General features: G+C 69.9%; 28 protein-coding genes. 25 read left to right on the top strand and 3 right to left on the bottom strand.

Translation table 11 applies throughout. The features are described from left to right. Positions 1 to 149: 149 nt before the first annotated feature. The gene (locus tag OG852_RS08680; protein WP_330347522.1) at positions 150 to 1,340 is read left to right on the top strand and encodes a zinc-dependent alcohol dehydrogenase; all 1,191 of its coding nucleotides are present in this window, start codon (positions 150 to 152) and stop codon (positions 1,338 to 1,340) included. 22 nt (positions 1,341 to 1,362) lie between these two features. On the opposite strand, the gene OG852_RS08675 is transcribed toward OG852_RS08680, so the two are convergent. Continuing rightward, entirely contained in the window at positions 1,363 to 2,442 is a 1,080-nt protein-coding gene (locus OG852_RS08675) for an ATP-dependent DNA ligase (RefSeq protein ID WP_133913689.1), read from the bottom strand. 138 nt (positions 2,443 to 2,580) lie between these two features. On the opposite strand from OG852_RS08675, the gene OG852_RS08670 reads away from it, so the two are divergent. Then, positions 2,581 to 3,099 (top strand): endonuclease VII domain-containing protein, encoded by a 519-nt coding sequence (locus OG852_RS08670; RefSeq protein WP_330347521.1) that lies wholly within the window; start codon positions 2,581 to 2,583, stop codon positions 3,097 to 3,099. On the opposite strand, the gene OG852_RS08665 is transcribed toward OG852_RS08670, so the two are convergent. Then, positions 3,066 to 3,827 carry a GntR family transcriptional regulator gene (locus tag OG852_RS08665; protein WP_330347520.1) on the bottom strand — a complete coding sequence of 254 codons (762 nt, stop codon included), beginning with the start codon at positions 3,825 to 3,827 and terminating at the stop codon, positions 3,066 to 3,068. The two genes, OG852_RS08670 and OG852_RS08665, sit on opposite strands and share 34 nt — an antisense overlap. Positions 3,828 to 4,078: 251 nt before the next feature. Here OG852_RS08665 and OG852_RS08660 point away from each other — a divergent pair, with 251 nt between their 5' ends. The 10 genes from OG852_RS08660 (at position 4,079) to OG852_RS08615 (ending at position 9,689) form a co-directional block, all read left to right on the top strand. Next, on the top strand, positions 4,079 to 4,324 hold the full coding sequence (locus OG852_RS08660) for a helix-turn-helix domain-containing protein (protein ID WP_330347519.1): 246 nt from the start codon (positions 4,079 to 4,081) through the stop codon (positions 4,322 to 4,324). Continuing rightward, on the top strand, positions 4,321 to 4,809 hold the full coding sequence (locus tag OG852_RS08655) for a DUF6907 domain-containing protein (RefSeq protein WP_330347518.1): 489 nt from the start codon (positions 4,321 to 4,323) through the stop codon (positions 4,807 to 4,809). The genes OG852_RS08660 and OG852_RS08655 overlap by 4 nt, the downstream gene beginning before the upstream one ends. After that, a complete protein-coding gene (locus OG852_RS08650; protein WP_330347517.1) occupies positions 4,806 to 5,393 on the top strand; it encodes a hypothetical protein in 588 nt (195 codons plus the stop codon). The genes OG852_RS08655 and OG852_RS08650 overlap by 4 nt, the downstream gene beginning before the upstream one ends. Further along, positions 5,390 to 5,752 (top strand): DUF6907 domain-containing protein, encoded by a 363-nt coding sequence (locus tag OG852_RS08645; RefSeq protein ID WP_330347516.1) that lies wholly within the window; start codon positions 5,390 to 5,392, stop codon positions 5,750 to 5,752. The genes OG852_RS08650 and OG852_RS08645 overlap by 4 nt, the downstream gene beginning before the upstream one ends. Then, on the top strand, positions 5,749 to 5,946 hold the full coding sequence (locus OG852_RS08640; protein WP_330347515.1) for a hypothetical protein: 198 nt from the start codon (positions 5,749 to 5,751) through the stop codon (positions 5,944 to 5,946). The genes OG852_RS08645 and OG852_RS08640 overlap by 4 nt, the downstream gene beginning before the upstream one ends. Further along, positions 5,946 to 6,122 (top strand): hypothetical protein, encoded by a 177-nt coding sequence (locus OG852_RS08635; protein ID WP_330347514.1) that lies wholly within the window; start codon positions 5,946 to 5,948, stop codon positions 6,120 to 6,122. Before OG852_RS08640 ends, OG852_RS08635 begins: the two co-directional genes overlap by 1 nt. Beyond that, positions 6,119 to 6,976: a DUF2637 domain-containing protein gene (locus OG852_RS08630; protein WP_330347513.1), complete on the top strand. Its 858-nt coding sequence runs from the start codon at positions 6,119 to 6,121 to the stop codon at positions 6,974 to 6,976. The genes OG852_RS08635 and OG852_RS08630 overlap by 4 nt, the downstream gene beginning before the upstream one ends. Beyond that, positions 6,973 to 7,281, top strand: coding sequence for a hypothetical protein (locus tag OG852_RS08625; protein WP_330347512.1), 309 nt, complete (start codon positions 6,973 to 6,975; stop codon positions 7,279 to 7,281). Before OG852_RS08630 ends, OG852_RS08625 begins: the two co-directional genes overlap by 4 nt. A 3-nt stretch (positions 7,282 to 7,284) precedes the next feature. After that, positions 7,285 to 7,461 carry a DUF6257 family protein gene (locus OG852_RS08620; protein ID WP_330347511.1) on the top strand — a complete coding sequence of 59 codons (177 nt, stop codon included), beginning with the start codon at positions 7,285 to 7,287 and terminating at the stop codon, positions 7,459 to 7,461. A gap of 95 nt (positions 7,462 to 7,556) precedes the next feature. Then, positions 7,557 to 9,689: a zonular occludens toxin domain-containing protein gene (locus OG852_RS08615; RefSeq protein ID WP_330347510.1), complete on the top strand. Its 2,133-nt coding sequence runs from the start codon at positions 7,557 to 7,559 to the stop codon at positions 9,687 to 9,689. 146 nt (positions 9,690 to 9,835) lie between these two features. Here the strand turns inward: OG852_RS08615 and OG852_RS08610 are convergent, their stop codons facing one another. After that, positions 9,836 to 10,381: a hypothetical protein gene (locus tag OG852_RS08610; protein ID WP_330347509.1), complete on the bottom strand. Its 546-nt coding sequence runs from the start codon at positions 10,379 to 10,381 to the stop codon at positions 9,836 to 9,838. A gap of 149 nt (positions 10,382 to 10,530) precedes the next feature. Between OG852_RS08610 and OG852_RS08605 the strand changes: the two genes are divergently transcribed. The 13 genes from OG852_RS08605 (at position 10,531) to OG852_RS08545 (ending at position 18,338) form a co-directional block, all read left to right on the top strand. Then, entirely contained in the window at positions 10,531 to 10,725 is a 195-nt protein-coding gene (locus OG852_RS08605; RefSeq protein WP_330347508.1) for a helix-turn-helix domain-containing protein, read from the top strand. Further along, positions 10,722 to 10,943, top strand: a complete 222-nt coding sequence (locus OG852_RS08600; protein ID WP_330347507.1) for a DNA-binding protein — start codon at positions 10,722 to 10,724, stop codon at positions 10,941 to 10,943. The genes OG852_RS08605 and OG852_RS08600 overlap by 4 nt, the downstream gene beginning before the upstream one ends. Then, complete coding sequence (locus OG852_RS08595; protein WP_330347506.1) at positions 10,940 to 11,530, top strand: hypothetical protein; 591 nt, start codon at positions 10,940 to 10,942, stop codon at positions 11,528 to 11,530. Before OG852_RS08600 ends, OG852_RS08595 begins: the two co-directional genes overlap by 4 nt. Next, on the top strand, positions 11,527 to 13,128 hold the full coding sequence (locus OG852_RS08590) for a DNA primase family protein (RefSeq protein ID WP_330347505.1): 1,602 nt from the start codon (positions 11,527 to 11,529) through the stop codon (positions 13,126 to 13,128). The genes OG852_RS08595 and OG852_RS08590 overlap by 4 nt, the downstream gene beginning before the upstream one ends. Then, complete coding sequence (locus OG852_RS08585) at positions 13,125 to 13,382, top strand: hypothetical protein (protein WP_330347504.1); 258 nt, start codon at positions 13,125 to 13,127, stop codon at positions 13,380 to 13,382. Before OG852_RS08590 ends, OG852_RS08585 begins: the two co-directional genes overlap by 4 nt. After that, on the top strand, positions 13,379 to 13,678 hold the full coding sequence (locus OG852_RS08580; protein ID WP_330347503.1) for a hypothetical protein: 300 nt from the start codon (positions 13,379 to 13,381) through the stop codon (positions 13,676 to 13,678). The genes OG852_RS08585 and OG852_RS08580 overlap by 4 nt, the downstream gene beginning before the upstream one ends. Next, complete coding sequence (locus OG852_RS08575; RefSeq protein ID WP_330347502.1) at positions 13,675 to 13,902, top strand: hypothetical protein; 228 nt, start codon at positions 13,675 to 13,677, stop codon at positions 13,900 to 13,902. Before OG852_RS08580 ends, OG852_RS08575 begins: the two co-directional genes overlap by 4 nt. Then, positions 13,899 to 14,054: a hypothetical protein gene (locus tag OG852_RS08570; RefSeq protein WP_330347501.1), complete on the top strand. Its 156-nt coding sequence runs from the start codon at positions 13,899 to 13,901 to the stop codon at positions 14,052 to 14,054. Before OG852_RS08575 ends, OG852_RS08570 begins: the two co-directional genes overlap by 4 nt. Beyond that, on the top strand, positions 14,047 to 14,829 hold the full coding sequence (locus OG852_RS08565; RefSeq protein WP_330347500.1) for a hypothetical protein: 783 nt from the start codon (positions 14,047 to 14,049) through the stop codon (positions 14,827 to 14,829). Before OG852_RS08570 ends, OG852_RS08565 begins: the two co-directional genes overlap by 8 nt. A gap of 289 nt (positions 14,830 to 15,118) precedes the next feature. Further along, a complete protein-coding gene (locus OG852_RS08560; protein WP_330347499.1) occupies positions 15,119 to 15,271 on the top strand; it encodes a hypothetical protein in 153 nt (50 codons plus the stop codon). Next, positions 15,268 to 15,534, top strand: a complete 267-nt coding sequence (locus tag OG852_RS08555; RefSeq protein WP_330347498.1) for a hypothetical protein — start codon at positions 15,268 to 15,270, stop codon at positions 15,532 to 15,534. Before OG852_RS08560 ends, OG852_RS08555 begins: the two co-directional genes overlap by 4 nt. Positions 15,535 to 15,822: 288 nt before the next feature. Continuing rightward, positions 15,823 to 17,046, top strand: coding sequence for a phage major capsid protein (locus OG852_RS08550; RefSeq protein ID WP_330347497.1), 1,224 nt, complete (start codon positions 15,823 to 15,825; stop codon positions 17,044 to 17,046). A 104-nt stretch (positions 17,047 to 17,150) separates the two neighbouring features. Then, positions 17,151 to 18,338 carry a site-specific integrase gene (locus OG852_RS08545; protein ID WP_330347496.1) on the top strand — a complete coding sequence of 396 codons (1,188 nt, stop codon included), beginning with the start codon at positions 17,151 to 17,153 and terminating at the stop codon, positions 18,336 to 18,338. The last annotated feature ends 116 nt before the right edge of the window (positions 18,339 to 18,454 follow it).

The raw sequence follows: 18,454 nt of genomic DNA, 5'->3' as shown, positions 1-18,454 counted from the left end.
ATCGCGCCTGCGTGCGGACGGTCTCGGTGCGGCCCGCGTGGCCGGGTCCGGTGTGACAGAGCCGACGGTCCGGGTACCCGGGGCGCAGCCGGGACCGGGGTCCCCGGACGTGCCGGGACGGACCGGACCGGCGGAGGGAGCGCGGCACCATGAAGGCAGTGACCTGGCAGGGGAAGCGGGACGTCCGGGTGGAGACCGTGCCCGACCCGCAGATTCAGGAACCCACGGACGCCGTCATCCGCATCACGTCGACCGGACTGTGCGGCTCCGATCTGCACCTGTACGAGGTGCTCACCCCGTTCATGACCCCGGGCGACATCCTCGGCCACGAGCCGATGGGCATCGTCGAGGAGGTCGGGGCGGCGGTACCGGACCTGGCGGCGGGGGACCGGGTCGTGGTGCCGTTCCAGATCGCCTGCGGCACCTGCTGGATGTGTCTGAACGCGCTGCCCACGCAGTGCGAGACCACCCAGGTCACCGCCGAGGGCATGGGCGCCGCCCTGTTCGGCTACACCCGGCTGTACGGCGCGGTGCCCGGCGCCCAGGCCGAGTATCTGCGCGTCCCGCAGGCCCAGTTCGGCCCGATCAAGGTCCCCGAGGGCCCGTCCGACGACCGGTTCGTCTACCTCTCCGACGTCCTGCCCACCGCCTGGCAGGCCGTCGTCTACGCCGACATCCCGCCGGGCGGCAGCGTCGCGGTGCTCGGCCTCGGCCCCATCGGCGACATGGCCTGCCGGATCGCCCAGGTGCTCGGCGCCGGCCGGGTGTTCGGCGTCGACCTGGTCGGCGAGCGGCTGCGGCGGGCCCGGGCGCGCGGCGTCGAGCCGTACGACCTGCGGGCCTTCGACAGCGAGAAGGAACTGGTGGCCGCGATCCGCGACGAGACGGACGGCCGCGGCCCCGACGCCGTGATCGACGCCGTCGGCACCGAGGCGCACGGCAGCGCGGCCGCCCGACTGGTCCAGAACGCGTCCGCGCTGCTCCCGCGCAGGATCGGCGGGCCCCTCGCGGAACGCTTCAGCGTCGACCGGCTCGCCGCCCTGCACACCGCCATCGAACTGGTGCGGCGCGGCGGCACCCTCTCGCTGACCGGCGTCTACGGCGGCATGGCCGACCCGCTGCCCATGCTCACCCTGTTCGACAAGCAGCTCCAGATCCGCATGGGCCAGGCCAACGTGCGCCGCTGGACCGACGACATCCTGCCGTACCTCACCGACGAGGACCCCCTCGGCGTCGACGACTTCGCCACCCACCGGGTGCCGCTGTCGGAGGCACCGCACGCGTACGAGATGTTCCAGCGCAAGCAGGACGGCGCCGTCAAGGTCCTGATGACACCGTGAGTCGGGGTGGCGGCAGGCCGGCTCACGCCGTCGCCGGGGGCGTGCCGAGGATCTCCGCGAGGTCGTAGCGCACCGGCTCCTCCAGCTGCGCGTACGTGCAGCTCCGCGGCGTGCGGTCCGGGCGCCAGCGGCGGAAGCGGGCCGTGTGCCGAAAGCGCGCTCCGTTCTCCATGTGGTCGTACGCCACCTCGACCACCCGCTCCGGGCGCAGCGGCACCCAGGACAGGTCCTTCTTGCCCGACCAGCGGCTCGGCGCCCCCGGCAGCCGGGCGCTCTCGTGCGCCGCCTCCTCGGCCCAGGCCGCCCACGGATGCCCGGCGGCGTCCGCCATCCGCAACGGCTCCAGCTCCTCCACCAGTTCCGCGCGCCGCTTCATGGTGAAGGCGGCGGACACCCCCACGTGCTGGAGGGTGCCCCGGTCGTCGTACAGGCCCAGCAGCAGCGAGCCCACCACGGGGCCGCTCTTGTGGAAGCGGTAGCCGGCGACCACCACGTCCGCGGTCCGCTCGTGCTTCACCTTGAACATGGCCCGCTCGTCCTGCCGGTAGAGCAGGGTGAGCGGCTTGGCGATCACCCCGTCCAGGCCGGCGCCCTCGTACTGCTCGAACCACTGCCGGGCCACCTCGACATCGGTCGTCGCCGGCGCCAGATGCACCGGCGGGGTCACCCCGGCCAGCGCCTCGCACAGCAGCTCCCGCCGGTCGGTCAGCGGTACGCCGAGCAGCGAGGTGTCCGCCAGCGCCAGCACATCGAACGCCACGAACGACGCAGGCGTCCGCTCGGCCAGCGTGCGCACCCGTGAGTCCGCGGGATGGATGCGCTCGGTGAGCGCGTCGAAGTCCAGCCGTCCCTCCCGCGCGATCACGATCTCCCCGTCCAGCACACACCGCTCGGGCACCCGCTCGGTCAGCGCCTCCACCAGCTCGGGAAAGTACCTGGTCAGCGGCTTTCCCGTCCGGCTGCCCAGCTCGACCTCGGCCCCGTCCCGGAACACGATCGCCCGGAACCCGTCCCACTTCGCCTCGTACTGCATCCCCGCCGGAATCGCCGCCACCGACTTGGCGAGCATCGGCTTCACGGGCGGCATCACCGGCAGATCCATGCCCCGAGCCTACTCAAGGCTCATGCAGGGCGCCTTTTGCGCACAGAGCGAGCGAATGCCCTGGTCATCGGCATAGCCGGGGGACTGGGATGCATCCGCATGTGAGAAGCGTGTGAGACGGCCGCACAAGACGAAGGGATGAGCAAACTGCACGACAACACGGAGGCGAGCGAGGGGACCGGCTACGAGATGAAGGTCGAGATGGAGCCGGACCGCACCTGTACGCTCTGCCGGGAGACGAAGCCAGCTACAGACTTCCATCGCAACGGAAGCGGCCTTCGACGTAGTCACTGTGCGGCGTGCCGTGCCGCCGGGCGACAGGGAAACTATCAGTGGCCCAGCTCAGGCCCCGAGGAGCGCCGGGCACGGAAGCTCATGGGCCAGTACGGGATCACCCTTGAGCAAGAGCAGCAGATCCTTGCCAACCAGGGAGGTGCTTGCGCGATCTGCGGCGAGGAGCCAGAGCCGGGGCAGCGCCTGGCGGTCGACCACTGCCACAACACCGGACGGGTGCGGGCGATGCTCTGCCTGGGGTGCAACACCCAGCTTGGCGCCTACGAGAACTTCCGAGACCAGGCCGCGGAGTACTTGGCGAGATACGGCCAGGGGAATCCTTTGCTGGGCTACGCGGACGGCGGGGGGATCGGGATCGTGTAGCTGAGCGAGTAGCGGTCGGCCGCGACCACGATGTCGCACGTCTCCACCGGCCGCTGGTCGACGTAGTAGGTGCGCGTGACCACCATGACGGGCACGCCGGGAGCCATCTGCAGCTGCTCGGCCTCGTAGGGCCGCGGTGCCCGCGCGTTGACTTCCTCCGTGACGTGCGTGATGTGCTGCCCGATCGAGTCGAAGCGCGGCACGACTCCAGTGATCGGCCCGCCCTCCGGCTGCTCGATAGGTGTCCCAGCCGTGAGGGCGCGCGGCTCGTAGGACGTCGACAGCTTGATGGGCTCGTCATCCGCAAAGAAGCGATAGGTCGTGCGCACCACGTCGTCGCCGGCCTCGATGCCCAGCCGTTCGGCGACCGCACGCGTGGCGGTCGTGAATCGTGTCTGGTACTCCCACTCGGATCGCCGCCCTTCCGCCTCGGTCTCTCGCTTCACCGGCGACGCGGTCGGGCGCTTCCCGTACAGGTCCCCGGAGATGCGCTTACGCACAGGGCGTTGCTCGCGGACGAACATCCCTTTGCCCCGGTGTGTAGAGACCAGGCCCTCGCTGACGAGTGCCTGCACTCCATTGCGGACCACGATCCGAGAGACGCCGTAGTCCTTCATGAGCTCGACCTCGGTCGGCAGCTTGTCGCCGGCCTGTAGGTCGCCGTCGAGGATGCGTCGGCGGATGTCATCGGCGAGCTGCTGGTACGCCGGCTTCGGTTGAGCGGCCACGGGTTCCCTCTCATCTATTGGTCACAACAAGTGAACCATGTGGCTGACCTGCGCTTCTACCGGCCTTCTGTGTCGACATTCCTGCGCCCCTTGCCAGGAAGTCATAGTAGTTATAACTTCTTCGGTGTCGGCACTTTCTGCAAGTGCCGCAAGTTCAGCTCTGCCTCAAACAGAAGGCCCCGACGGGGTGTCTCGGTGCTCGCAACACCGGGCCCGTCGAGGCCAACGCATCAGAGAGATTGGGTCTCCGAATGCAGCACGAGCTTACTGCGCCTGCCCAGACGCAGGCGTCCGAGGGCGAACCGCTCCGAGTCAAGGACATCGCCGCCGCCCTTCGCGTGGACGTCTCCACCGTCTACGCCGAGATCAAGGCCGGCCGCCTCCCCTCGTACCGCGTCGGCTCGGGCCGCGGCACCATCCGTGTCTCCCGCGCCGCCTTCACGCAGTACCTCACGGACCGCGGCATCCCGACCAGCGAACTGGCGGTCGCGCTGTGAAAACCAACACCTCCGTCAACCTCGCCGCGATTCCGTCGCAGCCGTCGGCCGTCGAGCAGTCGCCGCTGCAGCTGGGGTCCCGTCTGGTGCCCGCGAAGATCGGCCGCACCAACGGCACGTCGGTGACCGTGTGGATCCAGTGCCCGACGTGGTGCACCGAGGACCACGTCGACGAGCCGGTCCGGGACGTCGAGGACCTCGCCCACTACTCGGCAACGGCCGGCGTATCCGTCTACTCGTTCACGAACGCTGGCGCGGTGCACGAGCTGTTCGCCGGTATCCAGTCGGACCCGACGGCCAGCGACGCCCGGCTGCGCGGGGCGCACATCTCCATCGAGGACCGCGGCGGCAACGACTACGCGCAGCTGACCCCGGAGATGGCCGAGCACCTGGCCGACGAGCTGATCGGGTTCGCGTCCGAGCTGCGGCACCTGGCCCGCATCGCCCAGCAGGCCAACGAGGTCACCAAGGGGCGTGCCGCATGAGCCTCCCCACCTTCGGCCCGACGGGCCTGCAGAACGTCCACGACGACGCGCCGCACGGATATGCGGTGGTCCGCCTCGACTACCGGGTGTCCCGAGACGAGCTGTTCGCCGCGCTGGTGCTCGGCTTCACCGAGACAGACCCCGACCGTGACCCGGCCCTGATGACCGTGGAGGAGGTGCGCGGCGAGGTCGAGTCGACGCTCGCCGGCCACTCCTTCACCGAGGTGTGGCGGGTCATCGAGCAGCTGCGGGACGGCTCTTTCAGCCCGTGGCAGGCGGACCGTCTCGAAGGGTTGCGCCAGGCGATGGGTCGCGCCTATCCGGTGGCGAGTGTGCCTCGCTGCCCGGCCGCCCACCCGGAGGACCCGACGCCGTGTGACGGGCCGCCCGTCGTGACGGTGCTGGTAACGAACACCACGGGCGCGAACGGGTGCGAGCACCATGCCGCGCGGATGCTGGCCTCGCTGGAGGGCGGCCGGGTGTATGCCCTGCCGGATGCCCCGGCGGGCGCGGCGATCCGCGTGTTCAAGGCCGCCGCGACGATCCGGCCGTTCGTGTGGGTGGAGCGGGGTGAGGGCCAGTGAGCACCGTCGTCCTGCACACGATCGACCACGGCCCCGTCGAGTTCGAGTGTCCGGCGTGGTGCATCGGCCATCACTGGCAGATGGGCCGGGACATCGGCCGCAACGACATCACGCACAACTCGGCGCGGGTGAAGGCGGTCGCGCAGACGGAGGCCCGCGGGCTGGTGCCGGTGCTGGCGTGCCGGATCTCGTGGGCGCCGTTCGCGGAGCTGGTGCCGGTCGTCGACGTCGAGGTCGACGTGCAGTCGAGCTTCCCCGCGGAGGACATCGCCCATGTGGCGCGCGGGCTGCGGACGGCGGCGATGCGGCTGGAGCGGATGGCCGGCGAGGCGATCCGGATGCGGGGTGAGATCCGGTGACCTCCCGCTGGCCGGTGCGCCGGCCGACCGAGCAGGCCGCTCTGCGCGCGGTGTGCCGGTCGGCCCGGCCCCTCCCCCCTGTCCCTGCCCTGATGGCCGCCCTGGTCGACGCCGTCGACCGCCGAGACCTCGAGGGCACCTGCCTTGCCGCGCACCGTGTGGTGCGCGCCGCCGCCCCGGAGGTGGGCGAGTGATGGCCCGATTTCAGATGAACGACCACGACCGCTACCGCATCGAGGCGGCCCGGCGGGAGCTCGCCACGGCCAAGGAGCTCGACATGGGCGACGACGAGGCGATGGCCCGGACGATCGGCCGGCTCGAGGTGGCGCTCGCCCAGCTGCTGGAGATGCTCGACGAGGAGGAGCGGTGAAGCGCAACCCGACCCGCGCCCTGGCTATCGCCGCCGGGCTGGTCATCGTCGCCCTGACGGCCGCCGCGTTCTGGCTGTCCTACGCGCATCTCGCCGAGGTCGCTCTCGGGCACGGGCTCGGCGGCGCCCCGGTACGTGCCTGGGCGTGGCCGGCCTGCCTGGACCTGTTCATCATGGCAGGTGAGCTGATGTGGCTGCGGGCCGCGATCGCCCGCCATGTCGACCCGTGGGCGATCGCCCTGACCGTCGTCGGGTCAGGTGGTTCGATCGCGCTGAACGTGGCCGGTGTCGGCTCGCACGCCGACCCGCTGAACTATGTGGTGGCCGCGGTGCCGCCCACGGCCGCGCTGCTCGCGTTCGGTGCCCTGATGCGGCAGATCCACCAGGCCCTCGCCGGTCACACCGAGCCGAACCCTGTGGATGTTATCCACGAGGTTCCGGCCGCCGAGGTGACCGCTACCCCGTCCCCCGCAACCTTGGGGCAGACCCCCACGGTTGTCGACCTGCATGGTGCAGACGACCACGCAGGTGTGACCGAGACGGTCACGGCTGCCGAGCCGGTCGAGGTGGTCATCCCGCCGGTCATCGAGGTGCCCGACGTGTCCCCTCTGTGGCACGACTGGACTCCCCGCAAGTCGACCGCTGCGGTACCCGCCGAGACGGCCCGGCAGATGGTCACCGAGCCGATCGTTCGCACCCCTGCCGAGCTGCGCAGGGAGGCCCGCAGGCTCAACCGGGAGGCGGTCACCTCGACGCGGCGGCCGGTGACCATCCGCACGCTGCAGGACGAGCTCGGCCTGTCCCGCCGGGATGCGACCGAGCTGCGCCGGGAAATCGTGGGGGGCCGGTCATGAGCGACGCCCTCGACAAGGCGGAGGCCGCCGCCCGGGAGGCCGCCGCGGACACCGACGTCGTGCGCATCGTGGCCGCCGTCCTCGCCGCACAGCAGGCCGCACAGCAGCAGCCGCCGGCAACCGTTGCTCAGCAGGCAACGGCTCCGTTCGACTCCCGCAAGTGGCTGACCATCGGCGGTCTCGGGATCGCGGGCGGCCTGGTCGCCTCGCTGTTCGCCGTGGCCGTCGCCATCGGCGCCGTATCGGTCGCCATCCTCGCCCTGGTCCTGCGCGGACTGTGGGCCGACTTCCAGAAAGGACGCTGACCCATGGCCGACGACCTGACGTTCTCCGACTTCACCGCCGCCGAGAAGCTGCGCGTCGCCGCCCTCGTCGCCCGCATGGCCAAGCGCGGCGCGGCCGGCCCCGATGTCGACCTGTCCGACCTGAAGCGGCGCGTCGAGCGCATCGAGAAGCAGGCCATGCGCCGCAAGCAGAGCAAGTAGCCACGCCCCGGGGCGGCCGTCACCGGCCTAGGAACCGTCGGCCGCCCCGTGCCCGGCCCGTCACGAAATACGTCACGAAACCCGGAGAGGCCATCATGACCGACACCGTTCCCGAGCGGGTCAACGGGCACACCGCACCCAAGGTGTCCCTGCTCAAGTTCGCCCCCGACCCGCAGACCGCGCCCGAGCCGGCCACCGTCGACCAGCCGCGCCCCCGCCGCCGGGTACGCATCGACGCGTTGCGCCGCGTCGTCGTCGAGACCCGCCAGAACGGCGCCTACAAGGCGGCCGTGCGGCACAGCTCGTACATCGTCGGCGGCACCCGCATCCTCACCCGCCGCGCCTGGGACGCCCGCACCACCGCCCTGCACTCGCGGATGATGCGCCAGGCAGAGGCCGCGGGGAACGAGGAACTCGTCCGCCAGTGGGAGCAGCGGGCCTACGCCTACCGGTTCGCCCGCCACAAGCGGCGCATGGAGCTGCTGCACATGGTGCTGAAGGCACCCGAAGCTGTGGCCCACGCGACCGCCGGCGCAGGCAGCGTCCTGCTGCTCCTCGGTCTGCTCCTTGCCTGGGGGACCGGCAATGTCCACGACGTCCTCACCCCGCTGAAGGCGGTCATCGACTTCATCGGCTGGGTCGCCTTCATCGCCGGTGTGGTCTGGGGGCCGCTGCTGTACTCCCTGCCCGTCCTCGCCGTCGCCGGCGCCTGGACGGTGGGCCGCCAGCGGCAGACCGCCCCCACCTGGGCGCTCCCCGCCGACGCCGAGAACCGGGACGTCGTCCCCGACGAGGGCGCCATCATCCGCGCCCTGGGCAACCTCGGCATCGCCCCGCTGAACAAGGCCATCAAGGACGGCTGGCAGCCCCGATGGGTGCAGCCGACGACCCGGTCCGGGAACGGCTGGCACACACAGCTGCAGCTCCCCCTCGGCGTCACCGTCGAGATGGTCGCCGCGAAGAAGACGGTGCTGGCCCACAACCTCCTCAGGAAGCCCGTCGAGGTGTGGCCGACCGAGCCCCCGAAGGCCCCCGGCGTCCTCGACCTGTGGGTCGCCGACCAGGGCTCCCTGTCCGGCATGGTGCCGCCTTGGCCGCTCCTCACCGAAGGCACGACCGACTACTTCAAGGGCGTCCCCGTCGCCGTCTCCCAGCGCGGCGAACCCATCATCGGCAAGCTCATGGCCGCGAACTGGATGGTCGGCGGCATCATGGGCTCCGGGAAGACGTCCATCGTCGTCGCCCTGCTGCTCGGCGCGATCCTCGACCCGCTCGTCGTCGTCGAGGCCTACGTCATGGCGTACAACGTCGACTACGACCCGCTCAAGCCGCGCATGCGAGTGCTGGTCAAGGGCGACGAGGACGAGGATCTGCGGGCCGCGCTGGTCGCGCTGCGGAACCTGCGCGACGAGGTCACTGAGCGGGGCAAGCTGCTGGAGGAGCTCGGCGGCGACGCCACCAAGCTGACCCGTGAACTGGCCCTGAAGGACCCGCGGATGCGGCCGAAGGTCGTCGTGTTCGACGAGGTCCACGAACTGTTCGGGCACAAGGAGTACGGCAAGGAGGCCGCCGAGCTGGCGGTGAAGGTGCTGAAGAAGGCGCGCAAGGTCGGCATCACGCTGGTGTTCGTGACCGTGTCGCCGACGGCCGACAGCATCCCGCGGGACGTCACCCGCAACACCTCCCACCGGGTGGCGTTCGCGGTCGGCGACCATGTCGCCAACGACGGCCTGCTCGGCTCCGGAAAGCACAAGGCGGGCATCACCGCGACCACGCTGATCCCGGGCGAGGACGTCGGCACCGCGGTGACCGTCGGCTTCACCGCCAAGCCGTTCGAGGTGATCCGCTCCCACTACGTGGCCCGCGACCCGGAGAAGGGCATCGACGAGGTCACCCCGGTCGTCGAGCGGGCGCTCGCCGTGTACGAGGGCACCGGGCCGGTGGACGCCCCGGCGTTTGAGCCGGCCGACGAGCTCGCCGACATCGCGGCCGTCCTCGGCCACGAGCCCAAGATGCTGACGCAGGACGTCCTGCGCGGCCTCGCCGAGCGCAACCCGGGCGCCTACGGCGACTGGACGTTCCGGGACCTGCGGCGCGTCCTCGACGACGCCGGGCACGGCGAGTACAAGACCGGCGGAGGCCGCCAGCACGTCAGCCTCGACCGCATTCTCGACGCCATCGCCGCCCGCGACGACGACACCGACGACGAGGGAGGCAACGAGGAGTAGGGGAGTTCTCCCCGACCGCGTCCTCACCCTGCCTCCCTGTACATGACCTGCGGATATGGCTAGTTGGGGAGGCGAGGGAGGCAACGCCGAAGGGGCGTCCAGAGGCCCAGAAACGGCCCCTCGGTCGCCCCTCGGATCCCTCCCTCTCAGGCCGCTCGCCCCGGAGGCAGATGCCCGCGCCGTCGCGCTTCGGCGATCCAACGCCGGACCGTGGCGACGGGCACCCCAGCCTCATCCGCGAGCACGGGGGCCGGACGAGGAGTCTGTGCAGACACCTCGCGGTAGGCCCGAGCCACCAGCGCATAGAACCTCTCAGGATCCTCGCCGCCTGGTCGGGTCAGCCGCGGGCGACTGCCCTTCGCCAGCTTCTCGCTCAACGGCTCACCCTTCCGCACCATGCCCTCGCGGAACGAGGCGACGAAGGCGTCCCGCTCGGCCGGCGCCTTCAGCAAGGCCTCGCGCATCCAGTCCGGCCACGCGTTCGCCTCCCTCTCGATCTGCCCCACCTTCACCGACTGCAGGCCAGTGGCAGAGATGCGGTCCTCGGCGGAAACGAGCAGGTCACGCACGACGAACTGACCGTGTGCGTCCTGGGCCAGGCGGGCGAAGGCGTAGAGCCCAGCCGTCTCGGTGGCGTAACAGACCCATCCAGCTGTGTCGGTGTTCGGAGCACCGAAAGACATGAAGCGCATGAAGGGGACGGTACGGCCCGCACAACCGTCCGCACAAGTCCACACAAGTAACCGATCGACTGTGCACGCTTGACCGATCAATGGCCCGTGCTGCATCATCCACACCAGGGCGCACAACCGTGTGCACTTGACCGCACTGGAGTCGAACCGTGGTCGAAAAGATCAACTACTCAATCGACGAAGCGGTAGAAGCCTCCGGGCTCGGCCGCTCCACCATCTTCGAACTGATCAAGTCCGGGGACCTGCCGAGCTTCAAGGAAGGGCGGCGCCGGCTCATCCCCGCGGACGCCATCCGGGCGCACTCCGCCCGACGCCTGGCCGAGCAGAACGGGCAGGCGGCATGACGGAGACTCGCCCCACCCTCACCGACATCCGTAAGTGGCCCGCCACCGTCAGCGTCCCCAAGGGCGCCCAGGCCCTCGGCTGTAGCCCGAACCACCTGCACGAACGCATCAGGCGCGGCGATAGCCCCGTCAAGACCCTTCAGTTCGGCAAGCGACACGTGGTCATCACTGCTGACCTGCTGCGCGTGCTGTCAGGGGAGGACCGAGAGGCCGTATGAACGACAACGCAGAGAAGGGCCTGCTCGGCACAGGCCCTTCTCGAGAAGACTCCGCGGGCGGCGAAGCTGCTGCCATCGTGGCACAGGTTCGCCGCCGCCGCGAAGCCGCCGGACGGTGCGAGCCGCTCGACTGCGGCCACCAGGACCCCCACGACTGCGACGCAGCCCAGTGCGGCAAGGGAGTCGGAACTACCGACACCCCCCACCCGGAGCCGGCCGACGTCGACCCCGACGCCATCACCGAACTCTGGGCCAACGCCAAAGCCGCATGGACCATCCGCGACTTCCCCAAGTACGGGTCGCGCGAATGGATCGCCCTCACCCCCGACGACCCACGGCGGCTCGCCGGAGCCCTCGAGGCCGCCGAGCTCTGGCGCAAGTTCGGCGACGAGGAAGAGCTGATCGCCTGGCTCAAGAACCTCGGACGGCGGCCCAACCTCGTCGACACCCGCAGCCGGGCCGAACTCGACGAACTGGCCAAACCCAAGCCACCCCACCAACTGCAGGCCACACCCGGCTGGCCACCCATCCGCGTACCCGGCCAGCCCGGCCGGTACCTCGAATGCCCCAGGAAGGAGGCGGCGTGACGGACGAGCGAGAGATGCCGCCGCCCACCAACCCCATGGCCGTAGCGCGCGACCTGGCCCCCGCCTGGCGGCACCCCGACACGGGACTCCTGACTCGCCGCCACTGGCGCGGCACATGGATGCGCTGGGAAGGCTCCTACTGGCGAGAGATGGACGACCAGGAGGTGCGCGCCAGCCTGTACAAGAAGCTGGAGCACGCCGAGTACTGCGCCGGAGTCGACAAGCACGGCGTGCCGATCATCAAGCCGTGGTCACCGACCAAGCGGAAGATCTCGGACCTGATGGAAGCGATCTCCGCCGTCACCCATCTGCGGCCGTCCGTCGACGCCCCGGAATGGATCTCCCGAGACGGGTTGAGTCGGGACTCTGCCAATTACAACGCGCACGGAACTGAAAGCCCCATCGTGGCCTGCACCAACGGCCTGCTGCGCGTCGCCGACCGCGAACTACTGCCGCTCACCCCCGGGTTCTTCAACCTCGTATCGGTGCCGTTCGACTACGACCCCGACGCCACCGCACCCAACTGGCAGCAGTTCCTCAAGCAGGTGTGGCCCGACGATCAGAAGTCCATCGCCGCTCTTCAGGAGTGGTTCGGCTACGTCCTGTCCGGCCGCACCGACCAGCAGAAGATCCTGCTCATCGTCGGCCCCACCCGGTCCGGCAAAGGCACCATCGCCCGCATCCTCACCAACCTCGTCGGCAAGGGCAACATGGCCGGTCCGACGCTCGCCGGCCTGGCCACGAACTTCGGCCTTTCCCCCCTGCTCGGGAAGTCGCTCGCCGTCATCTCCGACGCCCGGCTCGCCGGCCGCGACGGGCACCAGGTTGTCGAGCGTCTGCTGACCATCTCCGGCGAGGACACCATCGACGTCGACCGGAAGTTCCGCGACCCGTGGACGGGCAAGATGCCCACCCGGCTGATGATCCTGTCCAACGAGCTCCCGAACTTCGGCGACGCATCCGGCGTCATCGCCCGCCGCTTCATCGTGCTGAACATGACCGTGAGCTGGCTCGGTAAGGAAGACACCGACCTCACCGACAAGCTCGCCGCGGAGATGCCCGGCATCCTTAACTGGGCGCTCGACGGCCTCGCCCGCCTGGAGCGCCAGGGTCACATCACAGAACCGCCCGGTTCCGCGGAGGCGGTCACGACCATGCAGGACACGGCCTCGCCGACGTCCGCGTTCGTCCGCGAGTGCTGCGACAAGGGCCCCACGCACGAGGTGCTCGTCGACGAGCTCTGGGAGGCCTGGAAGGAGTGGGCCGAAGACCAGGGCATCCGCCCCGGCTCCAAGGCCATGCTCGGCCGCAACCTCCTGTCGGTCGTCCCTCAGGCGAAGCGCACACGCCCCCGGGACGACTCCGGAAAGCAGATCCCGACCTACTCCGGAATCGGCCTGAAGAACTACACCCGCAATGGTGAGAGTCCCGACTCAACCCGTCTCAAGGACTACGGGAGCGGTCTGAGACGGGCTGAGACGGGACTCAGCCCATTGTGGGCGCAGCATTCCGAAGCGCCGAAGTGCGCTCGCTGTGACTTCCCCTTCGAACCCCTCACCCCCGGCCAGACCACACACCCCGGATGTGATGCCGCATGAAGTACGCCGTCAACTCCCCCATCTCCCTCACCCCCGCACCGGAAGGCTGGTGGGTTCAGCACACCGCCCCGGACGGCACCAAGTCCAAGTCCCGGATCGTCGCGTGGGCCGTCGTCGCCACCGGCGCAGACGACGACGGCAGCATGAACACCACCGTCGAGCCCGTTTTCGTCGAGCACGGCACCCTCTGGACCCGCAGCGAGTGGTGGGACGTCATGGGCACGGAGCACGACGTCGAGGTGATCGAGCCGTGACCTCCCACATCGACCAGGCGGTGCAGGCCCGCATAGCGGCCGCTCGCGCCAGGCAGCAGCAGCAGCGAGAGCAGCGAGCCGAGTTGGCCGCCGCTCGCGCCGCCGGCGTCGAGGCACGTAAGCGCACCAAACTGCGGCGCCAGTGCGCGGTGTGCGACCGCCCCCTGACCGGCAAGCGCGGCCGGCCCTGCTCGCGCGGCTGCGGCGTCTACCTGTGCCGGGCCGCCCACCGGCCGCCCTGCAACGACGTCCACGGCGGCCAGTGCGCCCGCCTCGACCTCCCGGACGCGTCGTGACCCCCCAGCAGGCGGTCACCGCGCTCGCCGTCGCCGCCCTCAACAACGACGCCCAGGGCCTCGCCCCGCTGCTCGCCGACCTCGGCGACGACGAAGTTCGCTCGGCGGCCGGGATCGCCGTCATCAACCTCTGCAGCGGCTTCCGCCAGATCGTCCACCCCGACGACTGGCAGGAGATCACCGCGGCCCTGCAGACCCTCGCCGCCCAGGAGGCAGCCACATGACCGAACAGCCCCCGCCCAAGCCCGAGACCACCGGGCAGCGGATGAATCGGCTCATCCGCGAACTCGGAGCACCAGACCCCAACGAACCGCTGATGGCCGCCATCCGCCACAGCTGGGCCAAGACCACCAAGAAGGAGAACCCCGATGGCTGAACAGCTCCCCCTCCCCGTCCTCTACGACGGATACGACCAGGGGCACTACACGCTGCCCGCCGCGGTGGTGAAGGCCCGCGACACCTACCGCGGCGTCGAGGCCATGCCGTTCCCGCAGCCGCCCCGCAACGCGTGGGAGACCGTGCACGACGTCGTCGAGGCCACCGTCGACGCCGTCGCCGCCGGCACCAAACTCCCCGACGTCGAACTCATCGAGCAGGCACGCCGGGCCGAACGCGTCTACCAGGACGCCCTCGACATGATCGGCGGCTGCCTCGACCTCGCCGCCCAGCGCGCCCGCACCGTCCTGCGCGAACAGTCCACGGCCATCATCACCGAACACCTGCGGCCCGCCCTCGCCGAGACGTGGCAGGCCTACAAGGACGCGCACCGCATCCTCGCCGAGTACGGGCAGACCGAGCCCCGGCACCTGCTGTCCGCGCCCTCGAAGGTCCGCAAGGCTTCCGATACCTGCGACCTCATGGCCGACCGGTACAACGCCATTGCGGGCGCCCGCAGCCAGCTGGCCTCCGCGCTCAGCATCACCTGCCCCGACGACCCGCGCGGCAAGTACACGATGCTCCGGAACTACCACCAGCTGTTCCCCGTCCGCCTCGCCACCGGCCGCCCGCCCTGGTCCGGCCTGAGCACACGCCACTACCTCGACTGGATGGCCGAGCACGGCGGGCAACTGTGGCTGCCCACGCCCGCCGAGCAGCGCGACGCCCTGCTCCACGAACTGCCCGACAGCAGCCCGCTCAAGCAGGTGGCCTGACATCAGACTCCCGGGGCTGGGGCGCAGCGCTTCCATGGTCCGGCCGGCGCCCCGGCCTCGGGTCCGTGGGGAGGGGGATGACCCCTTCCCGGGCTCACGGCGGACCGCGGGGGAGGGAAATTCGTGGCGCCGCGAATCAGGGCTTTCTGATCACGAGGGAAGGGGAGTCGGAATCGCTGGACGACGCGCCACGGGGACCGCCGCGGCCAGAGCGAAAGACGCGTGCTCAGATCAGCAATAGGGGGCCTGCGCGGTTCGCAGGCCCGAACTGACAGCCCTGGGAGGGGTCATGGCAGAGGAAGACGAGCAGGTCTACAACCCGGTGGTCCGGGTGCCTGTGACGGCACTGGATGCGACGGCGTGGCCCCGCCGGCCGGAGTCCGTTGAGGCGCCGTTGGATGTGGCGACGCAGTGGGACGAGCGGATCTGGAGCCGGGTATGAGGGTGCGCACGCTGGACGGCACGGAGGCCGCCGGCACGGTGTTGGTGCTGGCCGTGCTGGAGCATGCTGAGACGGCGCCTCGGGGCCCGTTCACGGCCGAGCTGGGCATGGCGGCCGTGGTCGACGGGGACGGCGCCGTGTGGTTCGTTGGCGAGGGCGACGTCGGCCGGCTGGTGCCGCTCGCCTGCGCCTGCGAGCACGTGGAGCTGACGACGTACAAGGATGGTGCGGAGATCTCCCGCACTGTCAGCTCTAGCAGCTAAAATGGCCGTAGGTTGATCGACGGCCCGTCTCTTGGTCCGCGGTTGGCTCACTCCGTGAGTAGGTGGCCGTGAGAGGCCATCGGATCGGTTCGCGACTCCTCGCGCCGGCCGTCCGCCGTCTCTCACTGGCTCCCCCGGACAGAGCCCCGCCAGCTGAAGGCCCGCCTCAGGCGCCTCCGGTACCCGCTGTCGAGTGCCCGCGCTCCAGCCGCCTCCCCACGGGCCGCTGTGGAAGCGCCCGTCTCCAGCACGCCGGGAAGACACCCATGACTTCCCAAGGGGACACCCATGCAGAAGAAGGCTCAGGAGCTTGTCGAAGAGATGCAGGCCGTCCTGAAGAAGGCCCAGGCGATCGCCGCGAAGGCGGACGGTGAGGGCCGCGATTTCACCGCGGACGAGGTGACCGAGGTGAAGGGCCTGATGGATCAGGCGAGGGAACTGAAGGCCAAGGCCGAGAAGGCCAAGGAAGCGGAGAAGGTGGAGAGTGCGCTCGCCGAGCTCGGTGACGGTATCGGCGGGACGTGGGGTGTGAAGGGCGGGGGCGCGCGGGTGAAGGCGGATCACCCGCGGGTGAAGGCGGCCGGCGGCTCAGACTGGGGCGCGAAGGTGCTGTCCGCGACGTCGGGGGCGGACGGGTACAAGGGCATCCTGGCTTCGGGTGCGGTTCCGCTGACGGTGCCGCTCGACCCGGAGCCGGTCCGTATGGGTGTGCCGGTGCTGGCGCTGCGGCAGCTCATTCCGACGGTGTCGGGCCCGTCCCGCTTCAGCTACCTGCGGCAGACGACCCGCACGAACAACGCGGCCCCGGTGGCGCGTGGCGCTCTGAAGCCGACGAGCGTGTACACGTGGGAGCGCGTCGACGACCGGACGCGGACGATCGCGCATCTGTCGGAGCCGATCGCCCGGCAGGATCTGCGGGATGCCCCGGCGCTGCGGCGGGTCCTCGACATCGAGATGCGGCTGGGTACGGAGCTGGGCCTGGAGGCGCAGATCATCAACGGTTCCGGGTCGGGCGAGAACATGACCGGGATCGCGAACGTGTCCGGGTCGCAGGCGCAGGCGTGGGACACGAACCTGCTCACCACCACTCGCAAGGCCAAGACGAAGCTGGAGCTGCTGTCGTTCCTCGACGGTGCGGCCTACGTCATGAACCCGAGCGACTGGGAGACGGTGGAGCTGCTGGCGAACAACGAGGCGGACTACTACCTGGGTGGCCCGGTGCAGACGGTGGACGTGAACGCGCGCCGGCTGTGGGGTCTGCCGGTGGTGTCGACGACGGCGCAGACGGCCGGTGTGGCGCACCTGGTGAACTTCCGTGAGGCGACGGAGCTGCAGCTCGTCGAGGACGTCCGGTTCGACTGGTCGGAGAACGTGTACGACCCGAACGCTCTGGGGGCGGGGTCGGGTGCCTCGGACTTCCAGCGGAACATGATCCGGTTCCGTGCGGAGATGGACGCGGGCCTGAAGATCTTCCAGCCGTCCGCGATCGTCGAAATCGACCTGACCGCCTGATCATTGGCCGTCAGAGGGCCCCCGCTCTTGGATCACTGAGGGCGGGGGTCTTTGCGTTACCACTGTGCGTGACACACAGTTGATTCGATCAGGAGGGGTGGGCCATGAGTGAGCCGAAGCGGATCGTCCTTCAGAACGGCGCGGTGCGCTATCGCACTGTCGTCGATGCCGGCCGCGACGAGAACGGCCGCCGTATCCAGCTGACCATCACGAAGGACACCAAGAAGGAGGTGCTGGCAGAGCGAGCCCGAATCATCGCCGAGCGGTCCGCCGGGACCTTCATCGCCCCGAACAAGATCACGCTGGGGGAGTGGCTTGACGAGTGGCTGGACTACAAGCGGCGCGACGTCGAGGAGACGACGATCCGCACCTACCGACTCGCCCTGGTCCACGTTCGCGACCGCCTCGGACACATCCGCCTCCAGGAGCTCACCGAAGACCACATCCAGAACTTCGTGGATGAACTCGTCTCCGGCGGCAGACGCAAGGGAGGCGAGCCCGGTGCGCGCCTGGCCGTGTCCACGGTCGAGAGCATCCTGCACAAGCTTCGCGGCGCCCTGCGCCGGGCCGTGGTTCGCAAGCTGATCAGCGTCAATGTGGCCGCCGACGTCCGCCCCTCGCTGGCAGACAAGAAGACCGACAAGCGTGACCGCCCCAAGGCAAAACCATGGTCCGTCGGCGAGGTGCAGCTGTTCATCGCAGGCATCGAGCAGGACCGCTTGCACGCCCCGCTACTGCTGTCCCTGATGGGCCTGCGGCCAGCCGAGGTTGTCGGCCTGCGCTGGACGGACATCGATCTGAAGCTGGCCACGCTGGAGATGGTCAACACCCGCACCATGCCCGGCAACCACTACGTGCTTGAGAAGGACGCCAAGACGGCGGCCGGTGAGCGCGCGCTGCCGCTGCCCGGCCCCGTGGTGGACGCGCTGAGGAAGTTCCGGGCACTCCAGGCACGGGAGCGGCTGGCGGCCGGCGAGGGCTATACGGACACGGGCTACGTCGTCGTCGACGAGTTGGGGTTGGAGAGGAACACGCGGCACCTGCGGGAGCACGCCTACCGCTTGATGCGCGACCTGGAGATTCGACGGGTACGCCTGTACGACGCGCGGCACTCGTGCCTGTCGTACCTCGCGAACAACGGGGTGCCAGACCACATCCTCGCCGCGTGGGCCGGCCACACGAACGCCAGCTTCACGAAGAGGCGGTACGTGCACGTCGACGTCGAAGACATGAGGGCCGCGGCGACCGCGTGGGACACCTTCCACGGGGGAGATCGGAAACCTTCCGTGTGAGAAATTGTGAGAAACGATCTCGCCGCCGGACCCCCATCCTGCCTCTGACTTGCGAAGATGGATGATCCCGTAGAACAATGCCCCGATTCTGCACCCGGTCCGCCCCGATCGCCCGG

Origin of the sequence: Streptomyces sp. NBC_00582, assembly GCF_036345155.1 — a bacterium.
Classification (GTDB): domain Bacteria; phylum Actinomycetota; class Actinomycetes; order Streptomycetales; family Streptomycetaceae; genus Streptomyces.
This window is presented reverse-complemented; position numbering and strand designations above follow the sequence as displayed.

Coding starts and splice junctions, on each gene's coding strand:
- OG852_RS08680 (WP_330347522.1), top strand. CDS start 150: ATGAAGGCAGTGACCTGGCAGGGGAAGCGGGACGTCCGGGTGGAGACC.
- OG852_RS08675 (WP_133913689.1), bottom strand. CDS start 2,442: ATGGATCTGCCGGTGATGCCGCCCGTGAAGCCGATGCTCGCCAAGTCG.
- OG852_RS08670 (WP_330347521.1), top strand. CDS start 2,581: ATGAGCAAACTGCACGACAACACGGAGGCGAGCGAGGGGACCGGCTAC.
- OG852_RS08660 (WP_330347519.1), top strand. CDS start 4,079: ATGCAGCACGAGCTTACTGCGCCTGCCCAGACGCAGGCGTCCGAGGGC.
- OG852_RS08650 (WP_330347517.1), top strand. CDS start 4,806: ATGAGCCTCCCCACCTTCGGCCCGACGGGCCTGCAGAACGTCCACGAC.
- OG852_RS08635 (WP_330347514.1), top strand. CDS start 5,946: ATGGCCCGATTTCAGATGAACGACCACGACCGCTACCGCATCGAGGCG.
- OG852_RS08625 (WP_330347512.1), top strand. CDS start 6,973: ATGAGCGACGCCCTCGACAAGGCGGAGGCCGCCGCCCGGGAGGCCGCC.
- OG852_RS08620 (WP_330347511.1), top strand. CDS start 7,285: ATGGCCGACGACCTGACGTTCTCCGACTTCACCGCCGCCGAGAAGCTG.
- OG852_RS08615 (WP_330347510.1), top strand. CDS start 7,557: ATGACCGACACCGTTCCCGAGCGGGTCAACGGGCACACCGCACCCAAG.
- OG852_RS08610 (WP_330347509.1), bottom strand. CDS start 10,381: ATGCGCTTCATGTCTTTCGGTGCTCCGAACACCGACACAGCTGGATGG.
- OG852_RS08600 (WP_330347507.1), top strand. CDS start 10,722: ATGACGGAGACTCGCCCCACCCTCACCGACATCCGTAAGTGGCCCGCC.
- OG852_RS08595 (WP_330347506.1), top strand. CDS start 10,940: ATGAACGACAACGCAGAGAAGGGCCTGCTCGGCACAGGCCCTTCTCGA.
- OG852_RS08585 (WP_330347504.1), top strand. CDS start 13,125: ATGAAGTACGCCGTCAACTCCCCCATCTCCCTCACCCCCGCACCGGAA.
- OG852_RS08570 (WP_330347501.1), top strand. CDS start 13,899: ATGACCGAACAGCCCCCGCCCAAGCCCGAGACCACCGGGCAGCGGATG.
- OG852_RS08565 (WP_330347500.1), top strand. CDS start 14,047: ATGGCTGAACAGCTCCCCCTCCCCGTCCTCTACGACGGATACGACCAG.
- OG852_RS08560 (WP_330347499.1), top strand. CDS start 15,119: ATGGCAGAGGAAGACGAGCAGGTCTACAACCCGGTGGTCCGGGTGCCT.
- OG852_RS08555 (WP_330347498.1), top strand. CDS start 15,268: ATGAGGGTGCGCACGCTGGACGGCACGGAGGCCGCCGGCACGGTGTTG.
- OG852_RS08550 (WP_330347497.1), top strand. CDS start 15,823: ATGCAGAAGAAGGCTCAGGAGCTTGTCGAAGAGATGCAGGCCGTCCTG.
- OG852_RS08545 (WP_330347496.1), top strand. CDS start 17,151: ATGAGTGAGCCGAAGCGGATCGTCCTTCAGAACGGCGCGGTGCGCTAT.